The following is a 21,345-nucleotide window of genomic DNA, read 5'->3' as shown; positions in this document are numbered from 1 at the left end:
AAAAAGCTGCCAGATCTGGCAGCTTTTTTAATTTGGGCTGAGTTATCAAGTCATTAAAACTTAAAATTCACTGAAGCTGTAAAGTTACGCGCCACACCCCACATATTTGTAGTATTTGCCTTGTACTCTTTATCAAATAAATTATTCACATTTAAACCAAGACTGACATCTGGAGTCATTTGATAACGCCCCATCAAATTGACCAACGCATAGCTATCTTGTCGGTTCAATTGGGCAGCTAAGCCCCCAGCTTTCGCGGAAGCGGCATCATAAATTTCACTTTGCCAATTCACACCACCGCCTAAAGTGATCTTATCCAGCTTATATGTGGTAAATAATTTAAAGGTATTCTTTGGTAAAATAGGATTCAGAATCTCACCATTCTGATTTTTAGCATCAGTATGTGTATAGCCAGCCTGAATATTCCAATCTGGTAAAACTTCACCAGCAAGACTCAATTCATAGCCCTTCACTTTCGCACCATCTACAGCAATATAAGGCTGAAAATCCAACTCTGCTGTTCCGGCACTGGTATCCTGAATTGCGAAGTTATCCTGTTTCATTGAGAAATAGGCAGCACTTGCGTTCAAACGCCCTTCATAAAAATCTGCTTTTAGACCCACCTCAAAACTATTGCCTTCTTCTGGATCTAGATAGTTTTCATTTTTATCTTTTCGAGAAGAAGGATTAAAAATTGTGGTATAGCTGCTATAAGCAGATACATTCTCCGTCAGATCAAGAATTAAACCTGCATACGGCGTAAAAACCCCATTCTGTTTTTGTTCATTATCCGTGGTTTTACGTTCCCAGTTACTAAAACGTGTACCTAATACCAGTTTTAATGGATCAAGCAATTGTAATTTCGCAGCGGCAAAGGCGCCTAATTGTTGCTCATCTACAAGATTACGACCACTTTGTTTTATATCAGGTCTCAGACTCTTGCCATTCCAACCTGCAATATTTTCAACGACATAATAACGGTTGAAAGTTGGATCATCCGATTGAATCCGATAACCATTTACCCCAAAACTAACATCATGTTCTTGCCCAAATGCCTGAAACTTTCCTGATGTATATAAATCTAGGGAATGTACCTCTGGTGTACTTTCTAAACGCCCACTCGTCACCACCATTTGCCCTGGTTGTAAGGTTAAGGTTTTATTCACACTATATGGCTTATCATAAGTAATGCCCCCAGATCCAGCGACGCCATACTCACGTTTATTGCTTGCCTTGGTAAATGCATAATTCGCAATTGCCTGCCAGTTATCATTAAACCGGTGTTCAAGGCCTAGAAAAATATTTAATTTCTCAGTGTCGCTAAAGGTAAAGTTTGCCGCAGGATTATCCTTTCTCCCAAAACTTACCTGTTTTTGTCCATCATGCGTTATAAATGGAAAACCGTGCGCCGTCGCCCCATCAATTTTAACTTGTTGTGCTGTAAAAGCCGTTGTAAGCGTTGTTTTATCGTTTAAATCAACATCTAAGGCCCCATAAATCACTGCATTTTGACGATGAAACCGATCCTGTTGATTGCCGCCTTCCTCATAAACAGCGACGGTACGACCACGAATCGAGTTATCCTGATTTAGCCCACCGCTTACATCAATTTGACTCCGATACCGATCCCAATTACCCGCTTGTACATTAACGGCCCCTTTTAACTCTGCTGTAGGACGTTTTCGTACATAGTTAATGCTGGCACTTGGATTGCCTGATCCACTGGTCAAACCTGTAGCGCCTTTGGTCACCTCGATACGTTCATAAAGTGCTGAATCTTCAAGACCAAACATATCTGCACCACCAAAAGAAGCAGTTGATGTCGGTATTCCATCGCGTTGAACATTGGTGATTGCAAAACCTCGTGAATAATAAGTGTTATAGCCCGCACCCAATTGCCCGTACTGAACCATGGTGACACCAGCAGTCTGAGCCAAGACATCATTGGTACTATTCAGATTTTGATCTTCAATTTGTTGTGCTGTAAATACCGTGACACTCTGAGGTGTTTCTTTAAGAGATAAATCGAGTTTCGTCGCAGATTTTGATTTTTTTACGGTATAGGATGGATCTGCTTGTTCTGCTTTTAAATGAATTGTGGGTAAAACATTATTGCTCTCTTGGTCCACGCGAGAATCATTTGCCCATGCGACATTGTGATATTGACCAGCCAAAACAAACATGATCGCAGTATATAAATGATGGTGCTTCATTCTTTCCCCCTAAAAATATTTTTTTACATTCTACATAAATGCAAATGATTATCAATAACAATGGTTTCCTTTGCTCCTTTTGGATTTGATTAAGTTTTTGAATATAAGCTTTAATTTTGCTAAAATTTAAACAATAATTATTATCATTACTATTTGCAGATTTCACATATGACTTTAAAACTAATCGGGATCACTGTCACACTTTTATCCTGCATGGGTCTTTATCTCAGCCATCCCAATCAAAATTTCTTAAAAAACCAACTGGGTCGTTATTTTTTTTATACAGCCATAATCGGTTTATTGATCGGTTTAAGCATATTGCTTTATGCGTTGCCTTTACTCGTGGCAATCTTGATCTGGCTTGCAATTGCGACACTAGTCTGGTCATTCGCTCCTCTGCTGATGCTCATGAAAAGGTCAAATTAAAATGGATATGCTGAAACAAAAATTACAATCAGACTGGTGGACAAAAACGTTTGCCGGTTTGTTTCTTGGCTTGAGCTTTGCCATGGCAATGGGTGCAATTATCGTTCTACTCAACAAGTCTCACTCGGACTCCTCTATTGCACCTCAATTAGGTATGTGGTCGATCCCATGGTTCTGGCTAATTGCTTTCTTTATTGCCTATTTCATTCCGAAAGGTTGGCAAACGATGCTGATTTTCAGTATCGCGAATGTGCTTGCTTATGTCCTGTTGTTCTGGTTGAGAGGTTAAAAATGAAAGTTCGTGCAGATATCATTAAAACAGGTAAAAATCTTCATACATGGGTCGGAATCAGCGCAGGTATTCTTCTGTTTATCTGTTTTTTTGCTGGTGGTTTAACCATGTTTCAACATCAGTTGAGTCAATGGGCAACACCTCCTCAACAAAAACTAGCAGCCATTCAACCTAACCAATATAACCAGCTCGTTGAACAGGTGCAGGCACAATATCCAGAGACAAAGAAAGCCTTTACGCTCAGTTTCAGCTCACCAGAAGGACATAATGCGCCGATTCAATGGGAAGCAGCACATGAGCCAGAAGAAGATCATCATGGAGTTAATATTGCTCAAACCAGCATGTTGGCAACACTCGATGCCAATGGTCAGTTGATTGCTCAACAAGTGAATGTATCTAAATTAGGCTGGCTGATTGAACAGCTTCATGAAACCGCAGGCATTCCAGGCATGATGGGACATCATACTGCTGGTGTTATGGTGATGGGTGTGGTTTCAGTTCTATATTTTCTTGCAATTATGTCTGGTCTGATCGTGTTATTGCCGACATTGATCAAAGATTATTTTGCTGTCCGTCCAGGTAAAAATAAAAAACGTTTTTGGTTAGATACCCATAATGTTATCGGGATCACCAGCTTACCATTTCATATTATTATCAGCGTTACCGTCGTTGTTTTTGCCTTTCATGATATTTTCTATGGCGCACTCAGCCAGCTGGTCTCAAAAGACAAACCACTTTTTGAACGACCGCCTGCGGTAAAAATTGTTGATCCAGCACCACAGCTCGATGTAGAAAAGATTTTCCAGAATATACAAAAAGCTGCACCTGATTATCGCATTGATGGTATCCGTTTCAACCAGCTGGATCATCCTGAACGGGCCTCTGCGTTTGTTGCACTGTATCATCCAGATCGCATGCTACGGGGCGATACTTTTGATTATATGAATTTTAATCCTTATCAAGATTCACCTTATCCAACCAAAACCCTATCAACAGAAGAAAGCTCGGCTGCATCACTGATCCGTTCTATGTTCGCACTACATTTTGGAAATTATGGTGGTGATTCCATTCGCTGGATTTATCTCATCTTTGGTTTAGGTGGTGCTTATTTATTTTATTCTGGCAATATCCTTTGGATTGAAACCCGTTTACGGAAACAGAAAAATCCTAATCTGCCAGCTCCACAACAACGTAAGGATGTGATGTTTATTGCTAATCTTACGATCGGCGCATGTCTAGGTTGTATGCTGGCAATATTTGTGAGCATGCTGGTTGGTCGCTGGGCCTACGTCATACCAATGCAATTACAAAGTCATAACCATGTATTCATGTACAGCTACTATTTTGTGTTTATTGCTTGTGTTTTATACAGCTTTCTAATTGGAGCAGCCAAAGCATTACCTCAGCTCTTCTTTGCAATTGCGGTGATTTTATTGCTTATTCCAACTACTTCTGTTCTCGCTTACCTATTTCCTATTCAAGGGTTATGGCATTCAACAGGATATTTAATCTGGATAGATATTATTGCAGTATGCTTCTCTTTACTGTTTTTAAGGTTTTATCAACAAGTAAGAGATCGAGCACTAAGCGCACCCGTAGGTTCAATTTGGTCTGGTCAAAAACAGGATCATTCAGTTCTTACAGAAAATCAAGTCTAACTTATTCGTAGATCCAGAGATAAAACAGTCTAATTATTTTTAAAAGCGTAAAAAAGCCGATGATATCATCGGCCTTTTTATTGATATGAGGTTTAGTTGCTTTGTCCAGCTAACCACGCCATGAATTTTTGACGTTCAGCTTTCGATGCTTTTTGCCATAATTCTGCCATTTGCTGATCGGTTGTTTTTGTTGTTCCTACTTGAGCTGCTGTGGTTACAGCAACGGGCGCAGTTGCAACAACCGCTGCTTGTGTAGCAGTTCCTGAATAAACAGGCGCTGGCTGATTGGCAACATTGTTTTTATTCTTTTGGGTTAAATCCAGAGTACGGCTTAAAAAATTATTGCCAGAGAACCAAGGTTGCGCTTCATTGTTCGCGCCTGTTTGTTGTACAACAAGCTTTTTATTTTGATCATATAAAGCAACCGTAGGCTGATCAGCATATTTCTTTGCTGCTTCAAAATCTTTAGGTGCGTTGATCAAACCTAAAGTATAAGTTTGATTATCTTGAAGGTTCGGTGCCTGAATCGTGACGACACCCGACTTAAGGATGTCATGCTCACCATTCAAATGCTCAAAATATTCACGATAACGAACGTTAACCACTAAATTACCCGGATCGACCTGATAGTTATTTTTTTTTGAAGGAATTAATCCATTATTCACTTCTTGACCATTTACAGCAAGAATCACGATTTCTTCAGGTGCAGTGATTGTAACTGCTGAAAACACTGAACAACTTAATAATAACCCGAAAGCAGCAACACCAACTCTTAAAGACATTAGACTCTTCTCGTTATAAACAATTTATGAAACCGTATGCACTATGCAATGCGATTATGACGATTTTATGACAAAAGTTAAAACTGCCTATTGCAACAATTTAGCTTTGTTAAGATAAGTACAGCTTCAAACCAGCAAAAGAAAAAAGCTTTATCTAAAACTTAGTGTTAAAAGGCAAAGATTTCAACATTCTTTGATATCTACAAACCCTTAATACAACCCTATTATTATTTATTTTTGATTTTTACTGAGTTTTTAATAATTTAGATTGCAATTCAAGATTTTCTCTAAAAAGATTTTTCTGTAACTTTTCGCGATTGGTACCCTCTAACAACTCCTTAAACACTTTTACATCATATGATCTAATGAACAGGGTCAAAATGATGATTACACCAATCTTGCAATTCAGGGTATAAAAAATGCCAGACAATACTTCGTTAAGTGTTAATTTGGACTCACAAAGTAAAATAGAAATATAAGTGCCGCCAGCATAAGACTAGCGATAACCAGATAAAAATCTACCGTATTAAAGCTTTTCAAAAACTTAAAAATATTCATAATTATCAACCTCTTCTCGTTAAAATTTTTATATCAGATTAAGTGTAATAATTCGTAATCGGATTGTAATTATCGTGTTTAAATTATTACCACATTGTAACAATTGAAACATCTTGTCTCTTTCGCAAGAACATATAAGCAGCAAAAAACCACCCGAAAGTGGCTTTGCTTAACAATGATTAATACTTAATTTGGATTAATGAAATAAAAATATAAAATAAGTATGACAAGCACAACGCTTGCAACAATCAGATAAGCCCCAATTGTGTTAAAGCTTTTTAAAAACTTGATAATATTCATAATTTTCAACCCCTTGAAAAGTAAAATAAAGCACCCCAAAAACAGTACCTTACTCTATTATTTTACCAAATGGTCAAAAATACTCAATTCAAATCTACAGTACTGAGTTTGTTTTTTATAGATAATTTAAATGGATAAGCTCCCATGCATAGAGAGTATCTACTCTGGGGGAAAACTTAACTATAGATCGCATCGCCATTCAGCTTTTAATGGCCGATGAATAATTTGAATAACCTGTCCTATGCAAATAGCTAATGAATGTAGGTCAGATGTCATTCTTACAGAAGCTTTGGGTGGAAAAGTAATCTGTCCACCCAATTTCATTAGAAATCAGTCGCCTTAATCTCCAATCGGAATTGATAATTTAAGCTGATTACTTCTATGCTCTAAAGGTAATGGACTATGTTTGATAATTTTTTGTTGATAATCTTGGTTTGAAATCATCCCTCTATTTCGAGCCTTCTGTAGTGAGTTGAATTGCTGCTCTTGCCCATGCGCATCTAAAGCACCCAAATGTCGATGCTCAAGATAATACTGCGCTCTGTCATGAGGACTCATATTAGAAGTAATTGATTGAATTTCATTCAGATTTTCTAAATCTTGAGTGCGTTGACTTAGACGATCTTGCTCTTGCTGCTTCAATGACTCAAAGAAATCAACTTGTTCACTACTCTCGATTTGATATTGAGGTTCGTCGTTTTGCAAAATCAATATAGATTGAGGTTTATTAAACAAGTCATCTGCACTATAGACTGAACCAGAAATCACCGTACTTATAAGAAGAATTAATATTTTTTTCACCAAGCCCACCCAATAAACAAACAAATAAAGACAAGTGTATATTTTACACTTTTCACATAATTATTTCAAATTAAGTGCTATAAAAACAAAAACTTATGATTAAACCAATAAATCATAACAGCCTTTTAAAGTTACTGGTATTTCAGTAAGTCACAGGTCAATTGGCTTAAAAAGCATACAACGGGCTTTCCGCGAAATATAAGACAGCTTCTCAAAGCGATTGAAATAACTGGTTTTAAATATTTTTTAATAATTTAATTAACACGAAGTCATCATTTCTAGATGGATAAAACAAATGCGCCACAAACCGAAACCCTCTACTTTTTTGTTTTCATGGATATTGAGAGATCAAACGTAGGAGAACTTCGGTATGAACAACCTAAACAATGAATATCAAGAATTAAATCAATTGCTTAAAGGCATTAAATTTGCCATGGTTACTTTCATTTCTGAAAAAGGCCACTTACACTCTGTCCCAATGACTACTCAAGATACTGATTTTAATGGAATCGTATGGTTTTTAGGTTCTAAAAGTTCTGAACTTGTGAAAAGTATTCCGCTAAATAACCAAGTCAATTTGGGATATAGTAATATATCGAATAATGATTATGTTTCGATTAATGGTATCGCTGAGTGTGTCGTCGATCCTGCGATTCTTGATCAGATCTGGTCTCCTGCTTATGAAGCATTCTTTGAACATGGTAAATCTGACCCGGATATTCAATTACTTCGTGTGATCTGCAACGGCGCTCAATACTGGAAAGGTTCAGGTAAAGTAGCAACCCTATTCAAACTTGCTAAAGCTTCTATTACAGGAGAATCTGAGGAGCTGGGCACGACGAAAAATATCTCACTGTAAATTTAGTGAACTTTCTTACAAGACGGCACCTGATTTGTCTTCTCTCAATGAAATGCTCCTCTAATAGCGTATAAGTTTAAAAGAGAAATTTTTTACTCCAATAAAAAAGAGCACATAAAGTGCTCTTTTTTTGATGCCCGATCTAAACTTAGTTGAAAGTTTTGAAACGTGCTGCATCATCCATATATGTTTTGTCGCCAGCAGCAGCTTCGATAGAACCGAATACAAGCTGAGCACGTAATTTCCAGTTTGCAGGAATATCAAAAGTTTCTGCAACTTCTGCATCAATAATTGGGTTGTAATGCTGTAATGACGCACCAACACCAATTTCAGATAAAGCAGTCCAAGTTGCAAATTGAGCAATTGCACTTGAGTGTTCAGACCATACTGGGAAGTTATCTGCATATAGCGCGAATTGCTCTTGTAGACCTTTTACAACATCTTGATCTTCATAAAATAACGCTGTACCAAAACCTGCTGCAAAGCTATCAATTTTCGCACTTGTATTAGCGAAAGCTTCGGCTGGAACCATTTTACGTAAAGTTTCACGTACGATTTCCCAGAATTTTGCATGTGATTCACCATATAAAGTCACAACACGTGAAGTTTGTGAGTTGAATGATGATGGGCTTTGTTTTACAGCTTCACGGATCGTTTCTTCAATTGTTGCTTGGTCTACTGTAAGGTTTTTACCAATCGCATAAATTGTACGGCGTGATTTAATACTATTTAAGAAGTTGCTCATGTTGTTATTCCTACCTTGTGCCCTGAGGCGTTATCTTGGATTGAATGTAGTGTATAACGAGGTATTTTTCAGGAATAGACCAAAAAACATAACAGATCGTTCTTTTTTTGAAACAATGCTAATTCATATACTGTTCGGGTTCAGATGCAGTTGGACTTTGTTTAGTTCACTTCTAGCTCACAGCCCTTGCAAATCTTATTATTTTGTTCTGTTCCACTCTATCTCTTTTAGTAGAATGATTTGTAATCACGCAATGATATTGCCAGCTATATCTTGTTTTTAAAAGAAAAAAAGCCGAAAACTCGGCTTTTATTTCGTCTTGGAATCTAATTTATTTGTCTGTTTCAAATAACGCAGCAACGAATGATTTAGCCGAGAATGGACGTAAATCATCAATCTTCTCACCAACACCAATATAGCGAATCGGCACGTGAGTACGACTTGCAATATTGAATAGTACACCGCCTTTTGCAGTACCATCCAGTTTGGTAATGGTAATACCTGTTAGGCCAACAGCCTCATCAAAAAGCTGAACCTGATTAATCGCATTTTGACCTGTACCGGCATCTACAATTAGCATGATTTCATGCGGTGCAGTTGCATCAATTTTCTGCATCACACGTTTAACTTTTTTCAACTCTTCCATCAAGTTGGCTTTGTTTTGCAAACGACCAGCGGTATCTGCAATCAATACATCAATGCCTTTGGCACGCGCACTTTCAAATGCATCAAAAATCACAGAAGCACTATCAGCACCATGCCCTTGAGCCACAACAGGAATGTCATTGCGCTCACCCCAGATTTGCAATTGTTCAGTTGCTGCTGCACGGAATGTATCGCCCGCAGCCAACATCACTTTCTTGCCTTCACCTTGTAAACGCTTCGCCAATTTACCAATGGTTGTAGTTTTTCCTACACCATTTACACCTACCATCAAAATCACATACGGTGATTTATTCGGATCAATATGCAGTGGTTTAACACGTGGAGCAAGCAAAGCAACCAATTCTTCCTGAAGTGCCTTGTATAAAGCATGCGAATAAATCAAATCACCACGAGCAGTACGTTCAGTCAAATTGGCAATAATAGTTTTGGTCGCATCAACACCAATATCTGCAACTAAAAGTTGTTCTTCAACTTCTTCCAGTAATTCGTCATCAATTTCTTTACCACCAATCAGAATATTGACCATACCATCCGTAAAACTACGACGGGTTTTCGTCAAACCATCTTTCATACGACCAAAGAAGCCTGTTGATTTGGCTTCTTCTTCAACAGCTGCCGATGCTGGTTGCGCTACTACAGGGGTTTCAACTGTTTGCTGTACAGCTGGCTCTATAATGGGAACATCGACAGCAGGTAAACTTGGTAATGTCACATCGTCATCACCGATGTCAGCATTTATCAAGAATTTATTTTGCATATTCGATTGCTGTTGCATGTCGATTCCTTGAGAGTAAAGCAGCTTTTAAAATGGGGCCAGTCTAGCATAAATTGCTATCGTTTTCCCGAATGGGACAATTGATTCATTTGTAATGAAAATGAGTCGATTAAAACTCACTCATCTTCTTTCGCCATCGCTGGATATTGTCTAATCCGGCTTGATTCAAATTGATAAGCATTTAATAACTTTAAATAATCTAGACGGCGAATTGGCGTCTGTTCTAAAACATCATGCGCCATATGCTGGGTTCTTGGATGGCTGGCCTGATGAGCAAACTGCACCACTTGCTGATATTGAGATGCATTGATTGGACGTAGTAATGCGTTATACGCAAGTATAAAAATGGACAAAATAATAATACCGACCAAAATATTATAAAATTGGTCCAGTTTGAATCCTAATCTGGATTGCATCACTTTATGTTTAGAAAGTATAGACAACATAACCTACCTCGAATTAGAGGTAGTGTATGTCTCTGATTCGCTTAGGACAAGTACAACGTTCAATAAGTCACAATTCCACAACTTATTGAACGTGCAAACAACTTTAGCTGTGATTAACTGACCAGCGAACGAACAAAAGCAAAGTACAAAATGAATGCAATGATGACGAGAACAATGAAAATTGCAAACATGCCGACTCCACTTTCTGCATCAGCAGGATGTAAATCATCGTCATCGGCAATATTCTTCAGCTCGCCATCATAAATTTTATAAAAACGGTCTTTCTGTTCAGGGCTTAAATGGCTGGCAAAGTCATATACACGCTTACGCTGAGCAAGACAATAATCACCTAGATGAATTTCCTGATGAAAGATCGCCTCATCAAGTAATTTACGATGATGATGAGCAAGCGCAATGATTTGGCTTTCTAATGGAGGAACATCAACGTTCACACCATCAATCACATTTGACATGTTATTCTCCTTTTCTCTTATTCTCACTTTGATTCTACTTAAAATTATTTGTGGTAAATGTTTAATCGTGTAAGCTTTTATTTACGCAAAATTGCTGAATATATTTGACAATTCCATCAATTTGTCATATTACTTTAATAATTCTAAGTTAAAGTAGCTTAAATTCAAAGTAGAGTAACTTTGGATAGAATTTGCGGTAATCATAATTAAAATAAGGAGTTATTATATGATTCAACATTTTACACACCATGAACTAGAGCATCTATATGCAAATGCGGTCAATACAATTCAATCGCAAAAAAACTTCCAAGATGCAGTAAAAGAGCTTGAGGAAGTCGCTAAAGCAGGTCACGGTAAAGCGGCACTATTTTTAGCAGAATTGTATTATCAAGGCTTCCGAGTAGAACGTGATTCCTTGAAAGCTCAGTATTGGCAGAAGATGGCAACCCTTCAAGCTTAAAGAAACGTCCTTGCGCTATATCAAAGCTTTCATCGCTTTGATTTGCTCAGGTGGCGTTTTTTTAATGCCTGTTAAACTATAATTAGTAAGATGATCTCCTCTTTTTCACTCGTACTGCATTAAAACATAGCCCTCTCTTGATCGAATTTTCCGACCAATAAAAACACAATAACTCTATTTCATCCAAAGCCTTAGCTTACAAAATTAAAGAACTTATATGTCAATTTTCTAAGTAACTACAATATTTGCTTACGATTTTAGTCAATTGTTAAACATAAATGACATCTAGATTTCTTATAATGAACCATAAGTTTAAGAATATTAGTTCAATAAAATGTATCGCTTTAACCATTTTCAGCCGGTTTCACGAGAGTTGATGATTAAAATTTCAATTCTAAAAACAATGATGTACTGTGGTGCACTTTGGGGCCTTTACCACGAAGGTTGGGCAATCAAATCTGATCAGGACGGTCATGTCTTCCCTTTCTGGCTCAATGGTGTACAAGCCCATCGTTATGCCAAAGCCAACTGGAAACACTACACGCCACGGAAAATTACCCCTAAGGATTTTCATGAGTCATTGCTTCCCACTTTAACCCGCTTGCAGGTTGAGCCAGCATTATTCAACTCATCACACCGCAAATTTAAGCTCTCAACACAGCAAATGCAGCATTTCTTTTTTATGCCCCGTGAAGCAGTTATACCTGCTTAAAACATGATTTAGCACCAGTGATGACTTTTTGAGCATTTATAAGAAAAAGTTATCATTGGAGTGAAATTAGCACTTTGCAATTAAAAAAAATACCGTTAAGTTAAATGAAAATGACAATACAACACAGGTGGATAAACAATGACAATCGTTGCTCAAGTCATCAAGAATAAAGCAGTACAATCAATTTTTACAATTTCACCCAATGCGACTGTACTTGAAGCAATTAAGATCATGGCCGATAAAGGTGTCGGTGCTCTGGTTGTTGCTGAAGATGAAAAAGTTGTTGGAATTTTCTCTGAACGTGACTACACGCGTAAAATTGCCTTAATGGAACGTTCATCAAATAACACGCCTGTTGCAGACATTATGACCTCGAAAGTCATTTCGGTCAGTCTTAATCATACAGTAGAAGAATGTCTTAACCTCATGACCGATCGCCATTTACGTCATCTTCCAGTACTGGATCAAGAAAAGTTAGTGGGCTTTATTTCAATTGGAGATCTGGTAAAAGCAGCAATGGACGATCAACGCATTCTGATTGAGCAGCTTCAACAATATATTTCTGGTTAATTTTAATCAAAAACAAAAAGGGCAAATGAATTGCCCTTTTTTATGACTTATTACAAATTAAGCTTTTAGAAAATTTTGAATAGCTGGAACAAGACGTTGCAACAACTCATCGGCTTGCGCTTGCGTCATATTCAAAGGTGGTAGTAAACGAACAACTGAACCAGCCGTCACGTTCACAATCAACTTATATTCATCACGCGCAATTGCAACCAGCTCAGCACAATCTTTTGGTAATTGAATACCAATCATCATCCCGAAACCACGCACCTGTACATGATGATCCGCCAACTGTGCTCTTAACTGATCAACAATATAAGCACCCACTGTTGCAGCATTTTCAACAGCATTTTCCTTTTCCAATGTATCAAGCACGGTATATACCACACGTGAACCCAGCACTGTACCACCATAGGTTGAACCATGGCTTCCTGCGCCAAGTAGGCCTACCGCCTTACCTTGTGTCATCACCGCACCCACAGGAAAACCATTCCCCAAACCTTTTGCTGTGGTCATGACATCAGGAATAATATTGGTATGCTGATAAGCAAAATATTTGCCTGTACGGCCATTACCCGTCTGGATCTCATCCAGCATCATGAGCCAGTTATGCTGATTACATAAAGCACGCACATCTTCCAGATAGCTAAAGCCTTGAGGTGCAGTATTCACCCCACCTTCACCTTGAATTGGCTCAATCAGGATGGCAACGATATCTGGATGAGTAATGGCTGCTTCTTGAATGGCTTCAACATCTCCAAACGGAACACGAACAAAGCCCTCTACCAAGGGTGCGAAACCTTCCTGTACTTTCTTATTGCCTGTTGCGGATAAGGTTGCAAGTGTACGGCCATGGAAAGATTGCTCTGCCACTAAAATTTTAGGATTGGCAATGCCTTGTTGTGAGCCAAACTTACGCGCAATTTTAATTGCTCCTTCATTGGATTCGGCCCCACTATTTGAGAAGAAGATTTCCTCCATTCCAGAAACTTCAGCGAGTTTCTGTGCAGCGGCAGTTTGCCAAGGAATTTCAAATAAATTACTGGTATGCACTAAAGTTGCTGCCTGTTCAGCAATGGCTCCAGCAATGACAGGGTGTGCGTGCCCTAATCCACATACTGCAATGCCTGTTAATGCATCTAAATACTCAGTGCCATCTGCTGTATATAAATACGCCCCTCGCCCTCGTACAAAGCTGATCGCCTGGCGACCATAAGTAGCCATAAGATGTGTGGGTTGATCAGGTTGCACAGGAGCAAGAGTGATATTAGTCATAACAAACTCAATCTATCAGTAGTTGTGGTGAAAAAAGTTATATAAGCAAAAACTTGCATAGATTGAAAGCTTAAAGTCACATTTATACAAGAAAAATCTTTTGCAATCCTCCGCCACGCTATTTTTTAGGTATAATGCAGGGAGATTAGTAGAGGATCTATCTATGACGGAACAAGCGCGTGATACAGTAGCGTTAATTCGTGATCAAATTGCGAAACACCCTGTTTTACTTTACATGAAAGGCACTCCACAATTCCCGCAATGTGGTTTTTCTGCTCGTGCAGTAGAAGCACTTAGCCAAATTGGTCGTCCATTTGCGTATGTAAATATCTTGGAAAATCAAGATATTCGTGCAACTTTACCGCAAATTGCAAACTGGCCTACTTTCCCACAACTTTGGGTAAATGGCGAGCTTATTGGTGGTAGTGATATTATGCTTGAAATGTTCCAGAATGGTGAATTAAAGCCATTGGTTGAACAGTACAGCCCTGCTCCAGAAGCATAAGTTGTAAAGCAAAAAGCCAATCAAATGATTGGCTTTTTTATTGGATAGCCATTAGTTTGGACTAAAACCTACATAGCGAAATAAGCCTTCTACCCCTAAATCAGCTTTATAAATTTGCATTTCAGGATAATTTGCCTGACTCACCGTTGCAAAAATATTCATATTTGGATCTTCATGAATTTCATCAACCGATTGTGACAAAACCTCATCAAAACGATCTGCGATAAATTCAAAACCTAAATCCATTGCCATAAACAAGGTATGTTCACAAGGTTGAATATATTGTTCCTGATCCCAGTCTAAAACTGCATGCTGGCAATATGGACAGGCAATATTTTGGGTGGCGTCGGCAATGTTAATCAGTTGGTATGACATAATAATAAAGCATCAAAAGTTTCATGCAGTTTAAAAGAATATGATGCCCGAATCTATCTTCAATACTTTTGAATGGAAGGATTTCAATCATGGCAACACTTGAACGGGCGATTTCACTTGCAGCTGAACGGCATGCAGGCCAAGTGGATAAAGCCAATGCGCCCTATATTTTGCATCCATTAAGGGTCATGTTGAACGTGCCAGACATTGAGCACAAAATCGTTGCTGTTTTACATGATATTTTAGAAGACACAACAACCACGATTGATGAACTCTATAGATTAGGTTTTCAGACACATCTGATCGACGCAATTATTGCCCTTACCAAGCAGGAGGGCGAATCCCGAATACAAGCGGCCCAACGGACTGTACAGAATCCCATTGCACGTGTTGTTAAATTGGCTGATATCACAGACAATATGGACTTGTCGCGGATTCAGTCTCCGACAATGAAAGATTTTGAACGATTGAAAGAATATCAACAGGTTCGAGATATATTATTATCCCAAAATGTTTAATAATTGCATTTATAATGATTTAACCTGAACACAATAAGCTGGAGTTTATAGCGTAATGCTAACGGATTTAGATGATTTTTATTGCTTTGCGCTTGTGGTTGAGCATGGTGGTTTTAGTGCAGCTGAACGTGCGACTGACATTCCAAAATCAAAATTAAGCCGTCGGGTATATAACCTCGAAGAACAACTTGGTGTACGTCTGATTCAGCGTAGTTCGCGTCATTTCGCAGTGACTGATATCGGGATGGATGTCTATCGCCACGCGCAAGTCATGATGAATGCAGCGCAAGCAGCACATGATGTGGTGAATCATTTAAGTAGCCAGCCACGCGGTGTGATCAAAGTCAGTGTGCCTGTCGATATTGCCCAAAACCAAATGGCAAAAATCCTGCCTGCTTTCTTGAAAAAGTATCCTGAAGTACGTGTTCAGATGTTGGTCAGCAATCGTCGAGTCGATGTCATTAATGAAGGAATTGATCTGGCTTTACGAGTGCGTTCTAAATTAGATGATGATCCGAATCTGGTACTACGACAGTTTGAAGCGATTGAACAACGTCTTTTTGCCAGTCAAGCCTATTTAAATGAGTTTGGTAATCTGACAACCCCAGAACAGCTTGCCGAACATCGAATTATCAGCATGTCAGAAGATCATCTTGACCAGCAATTCTTGTTAACTGGCCCAGATCATCAGCAGAAAAAGATTAAGGTGAATCCTGTCATTATGGGATCAAATCTTTTAATGTTGGCAGAGCTGGCAACACAAAATTGCGGGATCGCCTTGTTACCAGACAGCATTGCACAAGACTTTGTTAAGACAGGACAACTGGTGACTGTACTACCTGAATGGACAGCGCCACATGGTGTTTTCCATGCAGTTTATCCATCTCGTCGCGGCTTGTTACCTGCCGTACGTGTATTTATTGATTATCTGGTTGAGCAATTAACGCAGTGCTCAACAAAGAAAAGGCCCGATTAATCATCGAGCCTTTTTCTGTATCACAACACAATTAAACTGCTGGATAATGCCCTGTACCTTCTGGCCACGGGGTCAGTAATTCAAAACCGTCATCAGTCACCGCAACCATATGTTCCCATTGTGCAGAAAGTGACTTGTCTTTGGTGACCACAGTCCAGCCATCATTTAACTCTTTCACATGCGGCTTGCCTGCATTGACCATCGGTTCAATGGTAAAGACCATGCCTTTTTTCAAGACCATCCCTTGGCCTTTTTGTCCGTAATGCAAAATATTCGGCTGTTCATGATAGATACGGCCGATGCCATGTCCACAATATTCACGAACAATGCTATAGCCTGCATTTTGGGCAACTGTCTGGATCGCATGACCAATATCACCTAATGTTGCACCAGGTTTAACGGTATGAATACCTGCCAACATCGCTTCGTAGGTCGTTTCAACCAGTTTCTTAGCTTCAGGACTCGGCTCACCGACAAAATACATGCGGCTGGTATCGCCAAAATAGCCATCTTTAATCACAGCCACATCGATATTCAAGATATCGCCTTCTTGCAAAATCTTTTTGGCAGAAGGAATAGCATGACACACTTCTTCATTGACAGAAATACAGGTTGTCTTGGTAAAACCGTGATAGCCAACATTGGCTGGAATCACCTGCAAGGTATTCACGATATAATCATTGCAGATATCATCTAAATATTCAGTTGAAACGCCAGGCTTAATATAAGCACCAATCATTTCTAACACTTGTGCCGCCAAACGACCTGAGATTCTTAATTTCTCAAGATCTTGTTCAGTTTTAATGGTCACAGTAGAAGCTCTCATTCGAGATTTTCCTTATTCATCTATCAGATTAATTTCACATGCAAGCAAAAATATTAGGGCTGCATAAAGTATTTCAATAGTTGTACGCCCTTGCATGCAAATCTTCAATCTTTTTAAGACTAAAAGACCATTTTTATTTTACATTTAATTTCGATTAAGCTGATTGAGAAAAGACATCAGCACTTTTTATTTTCGAAGTTTTAAAAACCTTTTCAATGTATTAGCTTTACCACATCTAATTATATGATTTTAATAATTTCTTTTTAGTCAAAAAACAAACAATTTTCACATAAATTAGTTTCAAATGAACGCTTTTTTATTCTAAAATTTGCACTTTTATTTTATGCCTCCCTCTTTATGAATCAACTTCGTACAGGAGATATCATTGCTTTAGGTTTTATGACCTTTGCGTTATTTATTGGCGCAGGCAATATTATCTTTCCTCCTATCGTTGCTCAGCAGGCTGGTGAACATGTTTGGCTTGCCGCTTTCGGTTTCTTAATCACCGCAGTTGGTTTACCTGTTATTACGATCATGGCTTTATCTCGCATGAAAGGCTCGATCGAAATCATTAGTTCTCCGCTTGGCCGTTTCTTTAGCCTACTGCTTACCATTGCTTGCTACTTAACTGTAGGGCCGCTATTCGCGACTCCGCGTACAGCAACCGTTTCTTATGAAATTGGCTTTGCTCCTTATTTTGGTACCTCAGGTAGCAGTCTCTTTATCTATAGTATTGTTTATTTTGCTTTTGTTACTGCGGTTTCGTTGTACCCAAACAAATTGCTCGACACTGTAGGTCATGTACTTGCACCTTTAAAAATTATTGCACTGGCAATTTTAGGTATTGCAGCTTTTGCTATTCCAACAGGTCTCATCTCGCCTGCGGTGAATAACTATGTAAGCAGTCCAGTTTCTGAAGGTTTTGTCAGTGGTTACCTCACCATGGATACCTTGGGTGCTTTGGTATTCGGTATTGTGATTATTCAAGCGATTCAATCTCGTGGCGTTACAGATACCAAACTCATTACCAAATACGCGATTATCGCAAGCTTAATTGCTGGTGTTGGACTTACCCTTGTCTATGTCAGCTTGTTTAAACTTGGTTTAGGTAGTCACGAAGTTGCACCTGATGCAGCCAATGGTGCGATTATCCTCCATGCTTATGTACAGCATGCATTTGGTGATTATGGTTCTTACTTCCTCACCTGTCTGATTTTCCTTGCGTGTATGGTCACTGCGATTGGACTGACCTGTGCTTGTGCAGAATATTTCAATGAATTAACAGGTTTATCTTATAAATTACTTGTTTTCATTCTCACTGGCTTCTCGTTATTAATTTCCAATTTAGGTTTGACCAAGCTAATTGCATTCTCTGTACCTGTACTCAGTGCAATTTATCCGCCAGCAATTGTTGTGATCATGCTCAGCTTTTTCTGGAAACGCTGGAATAATCCTTCGATCGTCGTAGGTTCAGTAACAGCCGTAGCTTTCCTTTTTGGTATTGTTGAAGCGATTAAAGCCGCAGGTTTTACAGCACTACTCCCAACCTTTATTCAGCATTTACCTTTAAATGAACAAAACCTTGCATGGTTACTCCCATCATTGGCTGTTCTGGTGATTGCAATTGTGGTTGACCGAGCTTTAGCTCAGAAGAAGTAAAATGATTTGTCGTTAAAGTGATGTTTTACCCAAACATGATTTTAGCTATGCAGAAAATGTCCTTTTATCCAACGTTCATTTTTTGTTTACGACAAATCTTTCTTTTTTATCCGTTAAAAACCGCGTAAAATCACACTGTTTTCTATCCTTTTGTGATACCCGATATTTCTAAAAGGATTGCTATAACCCACTTTATATAGCTGTCATAAATATTTCATAATGTAAAAATATCGACCAATATTTAACTAAAAAATACTATAAATTAATATAAAAAATACTATAAAGTTATATAAATCAGTACATTCCAAAATTTATTTTCAAAATACCCCTTTTTGCTATTGAAATGCTCAGAAAATAGCAGTACAACTTAAAAAACAATTCAGACAAAAACGCATGGTTTTGTCGTCACAACAAGGAGGGATGGAGATGTTATCAATACATTTCAACAAGCAAGTCTTCATTAACGCTCTGAAGGCGAATGATACAATAGTATATGCAACGACAACGCTGGCCTTAATGGTAACGTTGCTGTTTCAAGGCACAATTAAAGGTAATTTAAAACCCGAATATTTTGCATATGCATTGATTGTCTCTGTTGCCTTTTGTATGTGGGCGATCGTCGATCGAAAGTTTCGACAGTTAAGCGCAGCACGCCAAAAAAATTCTCTAGGGAGAATGGATGAGTAATCATCCATTTTTTTTTAATTTAAAAACTGAGCAATTGTTCCGAATAACAACACTGTTGTAGCGCCTAACTCGACAATAATTAAACTGAGCATCATCAATGTCATACACCATGCAGGCAAATTTAACCGCCCTACTTTATGCGGTTGCTTAAATTGATTGGTCGTATCTTTTAATAAGCCATGCAGTATATACATCAAGATCGACATCGCAAAAAAGAATAAATTAGCAATCACACAGAATAAAACAATCTCATCCGATAAAACCGTAAAATAGCTGAGTACCGCTAAAATCAGACTTGCTGGCGCATAAAGCAGACTACTCCGATGCGCGATATCGACATAATAATGTGCTCTCGCCAGCTCAGATTGTCTGATTTGATAATATTTCCAAACACCTGTAAGCATCCCCACCCATAGAAAAATCCCACTAAATACAATTGCAAATTGTGTTGCTGTATTTAAAACATACATCTTATTTCCCTATATCCTAATTTCTTATAGGCGCCTATATTACATAAAATTTGACTTTTAAGTCATTTTTTAATCAGGTTTCTTTTTGGAACTTATGTAAAGTATAAAGATAAATACATAAGAGTGTTTTCTCCATGAATAGCGTTGAATCTTTTTGGATCAGTTGTCAAGATGGCTATCAACTTGCTGCCCAGTTCTACCCGATAGAACATTCTGATAAGCCCTATCCAGTTTTGATCTGCCCGGCAACAGGAATTACCAAAAACTTTTATCATGCATTCGCCGAATGGCTGAACCAGCAAGGTTATCAAGTACTGAGTTTTGATTTTCGAGGAATTGGTGAATCACTACATGGTCCACTAAAAGACTCCACAGCAAGCATTAATGACTGGGGAATTTATGATATTCCTGCTGCGATAGAAGCATTGTTGAATCGTACCCAAGCAGAGAAAATCATTATCGTAGGTCATAGTGCTGGAGGACAGTTGCTTGGTATTGCATCAAATTATCACAAGGTTGCAAAAGTATTAGCCATTGCTGGCTCAACGGGCCACGTAAAAGGGCTCAAAGGTAAAACCAAAGTTCTAGCACCGCTCATGTTCAATGTCATTTTTCCTGTTTCTAGCTTTTTTAAAGGTTATGGCGCAACTCAATTCATCGGTATGGGCGAAAATTTGCCAAAGAATGTTGCACGACAATGGGCAGAGTTTTGTAGCAAACCTGGTTATGTAATGAATGCTATAGGAAAAAGTATCTTTGAAGATTATCATCAGCAAATTCAATGCCCTATCACGTCATTCTGGGCAACAGATGATGAAATTGCCACACATACCAATGTTAAAGATTTGCTTCGTTTATATCCGAATGCAGAAACAAAATTAATTGAACTGAATCCGCAACAGCTTGGTTATAAGCAAATTGGACATATGCTGATGTTCAAGAAATCTCATCAGAAGATCTGGCCCATATTAGAAAATGAATTACGGATTTGACCATAACCAGATAAAAAGCGAACACAACAACCAGTTTACTTTTGCGCATCTAAACCTGTAGTCCTGTTTAGGTGCGTTTTTTTATGGGATCTATCATCTTAAATAACGTTATTTAACCGACTACACACTCGATTTTTTAGAAATTTAATAGAAAAGTGTGACAAAGAATGTATTTATTCATCTTTTTAAAAAAAATTGATGTGCTATATTTTAACCAATTGATCAAGACAAACTCATGTATTAGCTATTTATTTAAGCGTTATTTATTTTATAAATATATTGATTTTATATATTTATGACATTTTAGACAGAAATTTTTATAAAAATGT

General features: G+C 38.2%; 24 protein-coding genes. 13 read left to right on the top strand and 11 right to left on the bottom strand.

Features of this window, described 5'->3' with window-relative positions:
• Positions 1–53: 53 nt before the first annotated feature.
• Positions 54–2,213, bottom strand: a complete 2,160-nt coding sequence (locus A9Z07_RS04210) for a TonB-dependent siderophore receptor (RefSeq protein ID WP_069577061.1) — start codon at positions 2,211–2,213, stop codon at positions 54–56.
• Positions 2,214–2,381: 168 nt separating this feature from the next.
• On the opposite strand from A9Z07_RS04210, the gene A9Z07_RS18015 reads away from it, so the two are divergent.
• From A9Z07_RS18015 to A9Z07_RS04195, 3 genes are read left to right on the top strand one after another with little or no spacing between them, the layout of a single operon-like run.
• A complete protein-coding gene (locus A9Z07_RS18015; protein WP_069577060.1) occupies positions 2,382–2,639 on the top strand; it encodes a hypothetical protein in 258 nt (85 codons plus the stop codon).
• A gap of 1 nt (position 2,640) precedes the next feature.
• The gene (locus A9Z07_RS04200) at positions 2,641–2,928 is read left to right on the top strand and encodes a hypothetical protein (protein WP_069577058.1); all 288 of its coding nucleotides are present in this window, start codon (positions 2,641–2,643) and stop codon (positions 2,926–2,928) included.
• 2 nt (positions 2,929–2,930) lie between these two features.
• A complete protein-coding gene (locus A9Z07_RS04195; protein ID WP_069577057.1) occupies positions 2,931–4,589 on the top strand; it encodes a PepSY-associated TM helix domain-containing protein in 1,659 nt (552 codons plus the stop codon).
• Positions 4,590–4,681: 92 nt separating this feature from the next.
• Here the strand turns inward: A9Z07_RS04195 and A9Z07_RS04190 are convergent, their stop codons facing one another.
• Both A9Z07_RS04190 and A9Z07_RS04185 read right to left on the bottom strand, forming a co-directional pair.
• Positions 4,682–5,371 (bottom strand): DUF2057 family protein, encoded by a 690-nt coding sequence (locus A9Z07_RS04190; RefSeq protein WP_069577053.1) that lies wholly within the window; start codon positions 5,369–5,371, stop codon positions 4,682–4,684.
• A 1,197-nt stretch (positions 5,372–6,568) separates the two neighbouring features.
• Positions 6,569–7,030 (bottom strand): hypothetical protein, encoded by a 462-nt coding sequence (locus tag A9Z07_RS04185; RefSeq protein ID WP_069577063.1) that lies wholly within the window; start codon positions 7,028–7,030, stop codon positions 6,569–6,571.
• A gap of 370 nt (positions 7,031–7,400) precedes the next feature.
• Between A9Z07_RS04185 and A9Z07_RS04180 the strand changes: the two genes are divergently transcribed.
• Complete coding sequence (locus A9Z07_RS04180) at positions 7,401–7,889, top strand: pyridoxamine 5'-phosphate oxidase family protein (RefSeq protein WP_062847418.1); 489 nt, start codon at positions 7,401–7,403, stop codon at positions 7,887–7,889.
• Positions 7,890–8,037: 148 nt separating this feature from the next.
• On the opposite strand, the gene A9Z07_RS04175 is transcribed toward A9Z07_RS04180, so the two are convergent.
• From A9Z07_RS04175 to A9Z07_RS04160, 4 genes are all read right to left on the bottom strand, one after another.
• Entirely contained in the window at positions 8,038–8,634 is a 597-nt protein-coding gene (locus tag A9Z07_RS04175; RefSeq protein ID WP_004772449.1) for a nitroreductase family protein, read from the bottom strand.
• Positions 8,635–8,965: 331 nt separating this feature from the next.
• Positions 8,966–10,075, bottom strand: a complete 1,110-nt coding sequence (gene ftsY, locus A9Z07_RS04170) for a signal recognition particle-docking protein FtsY (RefSeq protein WP_069577050.1) — start codon at positions 10,073–10,075, stop codon at positions 8,966–8,968.
• A gap of 116 nt (positions 10,076–10,191) precedes the next feature.
• Positions 10,192–10,521: a hypothetical protein gene (locus tag A9Z07_RS04165; RefSeq protein ID WP_004772452.1), complete on the bottom strand. Its 330-nt coding sequence runs from the start codon at positions 10,519–10,521 to the stop codon at positions 10,192–10,194.
• A 113-nt stretch (positions 10,522–10,634) separates the two neighbouring features.
• Positions 10,635–10,994, bottom strand: coding sequence for a hypothetical protein (locus A9Z07_RS04160; protein WP_004772454.1), 360 nt, complete (start codon positions 10,992–10,994; stop codon positions 10,635–10,637).
• A 226-nt stretch (positions 10,995–11,220) separates the two neighbouring features.
• On the opposite strand from A9Z07_RS04160, the gene A9Z07_RS04155 reads away from it, so the two are divergent.
• From A9Z07_RS04155 to A9Z07_RS04145, 3 genes are all read left to right on the top strand, one after another.
• Positions 11,221–11,454, top strand: coding sequence for a hypothetical protein (locus A9Z07_RS04155; protein WP_004772455.1), 234 nt, complete (start codon positions 11,221–11,223; stop codon positions 11,452–11,454).
• Between the two features lie 334 nt (positions 11,455–11,788).
• Complete coding sequence (locus A9Z07_RS04150; RefSeq protein ID WP_032810616.1) at positions 11,789–12,166, top strand: DUF2750 domain-containing protein; 378 nt, start codon at positions 11,789–11,791, stop codon at positions 12,164–12,166.
• A gap of 138 nt (positions 12,167–12,304) precedes the next feature.
• Entirely contained in the window at positions 12,305–12,736 is a 432-nt protein-coding gene (locus tag A9Z07_RS04145) for a CBS domain-containing protein (RefSeq protein ID WP_004772457.1), read from the top strand.
• Between the two features lie 57 nt (positions 12,737–12,793).
• Here the strand turns inward: A9Z07_RS04145 and A9Z07_RS04140 are convergent, their stop codons facing one another.
• The gene (locus A9Z07_RS04140) at positions 12,794–14,008 is read right to left on the bottom strand and encodes an aspartate aminotransferase family protein (RefSeq protein ID WP_004772458.1); all 1,215 of its coding nucleotides are present in this window, start codon (positions 14,006–14,008) and stop codon (positions 12,794–12,796) included.
• A gap of 163 nt (positions 14,009–14,171) precedes the next feature.
• On the opposite strand from A9Z07_RS04140, the gene grxD reads away from it, so the two are divergent.
• Positions 14,172–14,513, top strand: a complete 342-nt coding sequence (gene grxD / locus A9Z07_RS04135; protein ID WP_004772459.1) for a Grx4 family monothiol glutaredoxin — start codon at positions 14,172–14,174, stop codon at positions 14,511–14,513.
• Positions 14,514–14,564: 51 nt separating this feature from the next.
• Here grxD and A9Z07_RS04130 read toward each other — a convergent pair whose 3' ends face one another.
• Positions 14,565–14,888 (bottom strand): hypothetical protein, encoded by a 324-nt coding sequence (locus A9Z07_RS04130; protein ID WP_047427831.1) that lies wholly within the window; start codon positions 14,886–14,888, stop codon positions 14,565–14,567.
• Between the two features lie 89 nt (positions 14,889–14,977).
• On the opposite strand from A9Z07_RS04130, the gene A9Z07_RS04125 reads away from it, so the two are divergent.
• Both A9Z07_RS04125 and A9Z07_RS04120 read left to right on the top strand, forming a co-directional pair.
• Positions 14,978–15,406: a guanosine-3',5'-bis(diphosphate) 3'-pyrophosphohydrolase gene (locus A9Z07_RS04125; RefSeq protein ID WP_069577048.1), complete on the top strand. Its 429-nt coding sequence runs from the start codon at positions 14,978–14,980 to the stop codon at positions 15,404–15,406.
• Between the two features lie 55 nt (positions 15,407–15,461).
• Positions 15,462–16,382: a LysR family transcriptional regulator gene (locus A9Z07_RS04120; RefSeq protein ID WP_047427838.1), complete on the top strand. Its 921-nt coding sequence runs from the start codon at positions 15,462–15,464 to the stop codon at positions 16,380–16,382.
• 31 nt (positions 16,383–16,413) lie between these two features.
• Here A9Z07_RS04120 and map read toward each other — a convergent pair whose 3' ends face one another.
• The gene (gene map / locus A9Z07_RS04115) at positions 16,414–17,208 is read right to left on the bottom strand and encodes a type I methionyl aminopeptidase (protein WP_004772465.1); all 795 of its coding nucleotides are present in this window, start codon (positions 17,206–17,208) and stop codon (positions 16,414–16,416) included.
• Positions 17,209–17,565: 357 nt separating this feature from the next.
• On the opposite strand from map, the gene brnQ reads away from it, so the two are divergent.
• Together brnQ and A9Z07_RS04105 are read left to right on the top strand one after the other, a co-directional pair.
• Entirely contained in the window at positions 17,566–18,867 is a 1,302-nt protein-coding gene (gene brnQ / locus A9Z07_RS04110; RefSeq protein WP_069577046.1) for a branched-chain amino acid transport system II carrier protein, read from the top strand.
• Positions 18,868–19,293: 426 nt separating this feature from the next.
• A complete protein-coding gene (locus A9Z07_RS04105; RefSeq protein WP_004772467.1) occupies positions 19,294–19,554 on the top strand; it encodes a hypothetical protein in 261 nt (86 codons plus the stop codon).
• A gap of 14 nt (positions 19,555–19,568) precedes the next feature.
• Here A9Z07_RS04105 and A9Z07_RS04100 read toward each other — a convergent pair whose 3' ends face one another.
• On the bottom strand, positions 19,569–20,024 hold the full coding sequence (locus A9Z07_RS04100; protein WP_005257874.1) for a hypothetical protein: 456 nt from the start codon (positions 20,022–20,024) through the stop codon (positions 19,569–19,571).
• A 134-nt stretch (positions 20,025–20,158) separates the two neighbouring features.
• Between A9Z07_RS04100 and A9Z07_RS04095 the strand changes: the two genes are divergently transcribed.
• Positions 20,159–21,016 carry an alpha/beta fold hydrolase gene (locus tag A9Z07_RS04095; protein ID WP_069577044.1) on the top strand — a complete coding sequence of 286 codons (858 nt, stop codon included), beginning with the start codon at positions 20,159–20,161 and terminating at the stop codon, positions 21,014–21,016.
• Positions 21,017–21,345: the final 329 nt, after the last annotated feature.

It is taken from the genome of Acinetobacter sp. YK3 (assembly GCF_001729365.1).
GTDB lineage: Bacteria > Pseudomonadota > Gammaproteobacteria > Pseudomonadales > Moraxellaceae > Acinetobacter > Acinetobacter vivianii.
The sequence above is the reverse complement of the archived record's forward strand: the minus strand, read 5'-3'. Positions and strand labels throughout refer to the sequence as shown.